Source organism: Flavobacteriales bacterium, from assembly GCA_013001705.1.
Taxonomy (GTDB): Bacteria; Bacteroidota; Bacteroidia; order Flavobacteriales_D; family JABDKJ01; genus JABDLZ01.
The window spans coordinates 1-4,598 of record JABDLZ010000299.1 but is presented as its reverse complement, the minus strand read 5'-3'; the positions used below and the strand labels follow the sequence as shown (position 1 = coordinate 4,598).

The following is a 4,598-nucleotide window of genomic DNA, read 5'->3' as shown; positions in this document are numbered from 1 at the left end:
GTTCTTAGGGTCGAATCGGGTATAGAGTTCCCCATCATTGAGGATGTTATCCAACACTTCATGATACTCAGGAAGGTCGGGCAGATTATTATGCTTGCCCTCCGGGATGGGAAACAGATGCCTCCGTTCGGGGATCTCCCGCTGCAATCTGACACTGTGTCCATAGGGGATCACCCAGTCACTGGTACCGTGGATGAAAAAGACCGGACAGAGCGTACTGCGTAAGAACTGATAGGTCGGGATCTTATATCGGATAAGCCATTTCATAGGCAAGAGAGGCAGGTAGCGCTGGGCGAGGTGATAGAAGCTGAAAAAGGCCGAATCCATGATGAGCATACGCGGTCGATTCCACGAGGCGATGCGTGCAGCGAATCCCGATCCCATCGATCGACCATATATGATGATACGATCTTCTGGATAGCGCTCGGCCAGCCATTTATAGGAGAACTGCGCGATGTTATAGATCCTCGATTCGGTACGCTTCCCCTTGCTTTTGCCGAATCCCGGATAATCGATCATGAAGAAGTCATAGCCCTTGCTCAAAAAATCCTTGGAGAACTTGCTCCAGCCCTTGATGCTCCTTGTATTGCCTTTGAAATAGAAGACCACGCCTTTCGCCTCAGGCCTGGTGTAGTGAAGTGCATTGATCCGTGAGCCATCCCCGATATCGATGAAGACCTCCTCCATGGGTGTATCATCCTTGGAGATGAATTGGAAACTTTCAGGCAGTTTCTCCGGATGAAAGAAGAAGAAGGACTGTATGCCAAAGGCCAGAAGGCATAGCGCCAAATAGATGGCCAAGAAGATCAGTATGCCGTAGATGATCGATTCCATAGAATAGGCCTAGCACAGCCCGATGACAAAGGTCCAAGTATACGATGCTCCGGACGATCATCGTCAGCATGATCATGATAGGTCCGATTATTGTTCTGGAGAGTCTCAGTATATTCAAGAACTAAATCAAGAACAACATAAATCTGAACAGCTATGGGATTCATATCATTCATCAAGAACGCAGGAAAGAAACTATTCGGTAAGAAGGACAAGGAGACAAGCAGCAGCTCGGCCTCTCCTGCTCAAGAAAAGGACCGCACGGATATCCTCCGTGAAGAAGTAGGTAAATACAACCTTCCTATTCAGAATCTAGACTTGGACGTATCCGAACTGGTGACCGTAAGCGGAAAGACCAACACCAATGCCGAGCGGGAGAAAGTCATTCTGGCCGTAGGGAATATCGAAGGAGTTGGAGGAGTCGAGGATAATATCAGCGTCACCAATCCGGAGCCAGAAGCAAAATTCCATGTGGTGCAGAAGGGCGACACGCTCAGCAAGATCGCCAAGGACGTCTATGGCGATCCGATGCGCTACCCAGAGATCTTTGAGGCCAATCGCCCCTTGCTCAAAGACCCGGACGAGATCTACCCCGGTCAAACATTACGGATACCTATGTCCTGAGATCAGGATATTCATTTCTGCTTTGAACATTTGGTAAAGCGCCCTTCGGGGCGCTTTCTTTATCTTCACACATGGCCTGTGCTCAAGGTGAAACTGCCTTCAATGATCCGCCTTCCGGCCTGACCGACCGCTCATCTGAATATGGGGTCTCCATACCTCTATGATGATTAATCTTGTCTACGCAAACACTCTAGAATATACTGATATGAAACATCTCATCACCATCCTATTTCTCTCACTAATGACAACGATGACTTCAGCCCAAGAGAGCAAAGACCTCCCGGGCAATCCCGAGCTCCCTTCTACCCCAGCTGAGCTCCAAGCCTTGGCCGATCTGGAGACTGGGGATTATGATTACAGCGTAGAAGATTACTTCAAGCGACCCGAGCAATCCACCTTCCGCTTTTCCCCCGATGGTAAATACTTCTCCTATCGCCAGCGTGATGAGGATGGAAAGAACCACATCTATGTAAAGGACACCGAGACCGGCAAGACCCAATTGGCGGTCAAAGAAGGTGAAGACCTCATACGCGGATATGGCTGGGGGAATAGCACCCGATTGCTCTATATCAAGGACAAAGGAGGCGATGAGAACTATCATGTCTATGCTGCAGATGTGGATGGAGGAAATGCAATAGACCTCACTCCCTTCGATGGTGTGAAAGCTAACTTCTCCAATACCCTGAAAGACCAGGATGATCACATCATCGTAGACCTTAACAAGAACAATCCACAGATCTTCGAGCCCTACCGCTTGAACATACGCACCGGGGAGATCGAGCAACTCTTCAAGAATGAGGATGTAGAGAACCCCATTGCGGATTTCACATTCGATAAGGATGGCAATCTGAGGGGCTATACCCAGCAGTTCAATGGGACCGATTATCGCTTCTACTATCGTCTATCGGAAGAGGCACCCTTCGAGATCGTCAAGGAATTCAATTGGAGGGACAATTTCGCCATCATCGATTTCGACTACGCCTCAAAGAATCCCCACGATGCCTACGTGTTGACTGATCTGGAGAACGACACCAAAGAGATCGTACGCTATGATCTGGCCGAGAATAAAGTGCTCGAGAAGATGTTCTCCCATGAGACCTATGATGCCGGTGGCATGAGCACCTCTAAGAAACGTGGTTATGAGGTGGACTACTACTATTACAATGGAGAGAAGCGGACCATGATCCCGGTCTCTGAGACCTTCACATCCTTGCATAAAAAATTCTCAGAGGAGTTCAAAGGCAAAGAATATCAGATCGTCAATCGTACGGATGAAGAGGACCGCTATCTCCTATATGTTGGAAGTGACCGGCTCTATGGTAAGTACTATGCCTATGATACGGAGAAAGATGAATTCACACTCCTGATGCACCTGATGCCACAACTCAAGGAGGAGGATATGGCAGTGATGCGACCGATCAAGTTTACATCGAGGGATGGCCTGACTATACATGGCTATCTGACCATACCTCAAGGCGCATCAGCTGAGAATAAGGTCCCTATGATCGTCAAGCCACATGGAGGGCCCTATGGACCGAGGGATAGTTGGGGATTCAATCCAGAAAACCAATTGTTTGCCAGTCGAGGCTATGCCACACTGCAGATCAATTACCGGGGTTCAGGAGGTTATGGGAAGAAATTCTCCTTGGCCGGTAACAAGCAGATCGGTCGCAAAATGCTCGATGATCTGGAAGATGGGGTGGCCTATGTCAAGACCATGGGATTCATCGATGAGGACCGCATCGCCATCTATGGCGGGAGTTATGGAGGGCTGGCCACGTTGGGCAGTCTGGTCAATACGCCCGAGCTCTACACCTGTGGCGTGGACTATGTAGGGGTGTCCAACCTATTCACCTTCTTCAAATCCTTTCCACCCTATTGGAAACCCTACTTGGAACAGGTCTACGAACAATGGTATGATGAACGGGACCCAGAAGACCAGAAGATCATGAAGCAGGTCTCTCCTGCTCTCAATGTCGATAAGATCACGAAACCCCTATTCGTCATTCAAGGTGCCAATGACCCGCGTGTCAATATCGATGAGTCCGACCAGGTGGTGGAGAATCTCAGAGCCAGAGGCTATGACGTGCCGTATATGGTCAAATACGATGAGGGACATGGATTCGGTAAGGAACACAACCGTATCGAGCTCTATGAGTGCATGATGGGCTTCTTTGCCAAGCATCTCAAGGGAGGAGAATAGCCTAGCGGTTCATGGTAATTGCATGGGAATGACTACCTTACAGGAGTCACCTTAAACCCAAGACCATGAGAACACGAACCTTATTACCCATATTGACCGTCCTGCTCCTATTCGGCCTGCTGAGCTGTGCCGGAGGAGAATGCGAGTGTGCAGATTGCTATGCCAAAGTGGATGTAGAAGCCGTGAAGGCGCAGATCGAAGCATTGGGCGCTGAGATGGACCGCTCTATCGTAGAGCAGGATATAGAAGCCTTCATGGCCTATTATGGAGAAGGCATAGAGAGCTACCCTCCCGGCAAGCCGGCCATGATCGGAAGAGAAGTGATACGTCAGAATTTAGACGAGGCCTGGGCAGAACCTGCCCCTCCCGGAATGACTTTCGATATGCAACGTTCAGATATCTGGGTGCTCGGGGACTATGCCGTAGAGACAGGTACTTACACCTTCAGCATGGAGGGAATGGATGAACCTGAAGAGGGAAAATGGATGAACTTCTATGAAAATCAGGACGGCACCTACCGAGTGATCCGCGATATCTGGAACTATGACCAGATGCCCGAGATGCCGGAGATGCCGGAAGAGGAAGAAGAAGCAACAGAGTAAAGCGGGGTCTGGAGCATTTATTCAGGAGTCCTGATTCAAGATTCAAGAGTCAAGAGTCAAGATAACGGAGTGGAATCGGCTAGCCTAACTTCTCGACTATCGCTCGAAGGCCGGCTTGAAGCAAACGGAGTTCGAGGGATCGGAACGATCGTCTCGAGAACGAAGTGGAATCCGGTCGCCTATCTTCTCGATGCGTGCTATCACACTTACTCGAAGGCCGGCTTGAAACAAACGGAGTTCGAGGGATCGGAACGATCGTCTCGAGAACGAAGTGGTATTGCATAGCCTCACTTTTCGACTATCGCTCGAAGGCTTGCCTCATGTGAGCGGAATATGAG

General features: G+C 49.5%; 4 protein-coding genes. 3 read left to right on the top strand and 1 reads right to left on the bottom strand.

Going from position 1 to position 4,598, the window contains the following annotated elements:
• Window positions 1–834 (bottom strand): alpha/beta fold hydrolase (locus HKN79_12030; protein NNC84296.1); only part of this gene is annotated, 834 nt, incomplete at its 3' end.
• Window positions 835–987: 153 nt separating this feature from the next.
• Between HKN79_12030 and lysM the strand changes: the two genes are divergently transcribed.
• The 3 genes from lysM (at window position 988) to HKN79_12015 (ending at window position 4,260) form a co-directional block, all read left to right on the top strand.
• On the top strand, window positions 988–1,455 hold the full coding sequence (gene lysM, locus HKN79_12025) for a peptidoglycan-binding protein LysM (GenBank protein ID NNC84295.1): 468 nt from the start codon (window positions 988–990) through the stop codon (window positions 1,453–1,455).
• A 205-nt stretch (window positions 1,456–1,660) separates the two neighbouring features.
• Window positions 1,661–3,658: a S9 family peptidase gene (locus HKN79_12020; protein NNC84294.1), complete on the top strand. Its 1,998-nt coding sequence runs from the start codon at window positions 1,661–1,663 to the stop codon at window positions 3,656–3,658.
• A gap of 65 nt (window positions 3,659–3,723) precedes the next feature.
• Window positions 3,724–4,260: a nuclear transport factor 2 family protein gene (locus HKN79_12015; protein ID NNC84293.1), complete on the top strand. Its 537-nt coding sequence runs from the start codon at window positions 3,724–3,726 to the stop codon at window positions 4,258–4,260.
• Window positions 4,261–4,598 lie beyond the last annotated feature (338 nt).

Bases quoted from the DNA above. Each gene is read 5' to 3' on its own strand.
- lysM (NNC84295.1), top strand. From the start codon at position 988: ATGGGATTCATATCATTCATCAAGAACGCAGGAAAGAAACTATTCGGT.
- HKN79_12020 (NNC84294.1), top strand. From the start codon at position 1,661: ATGAAACATCTCATCACCATCCTATTTCTCTCACTAATGACAACGATG.
- HKN79_12015 (NNC84293.1), top strand. From the start codon at position 3,724: ATGAGAACACGAACCTTATTACCCATATTGACCGTCCTGCTCCTATTC.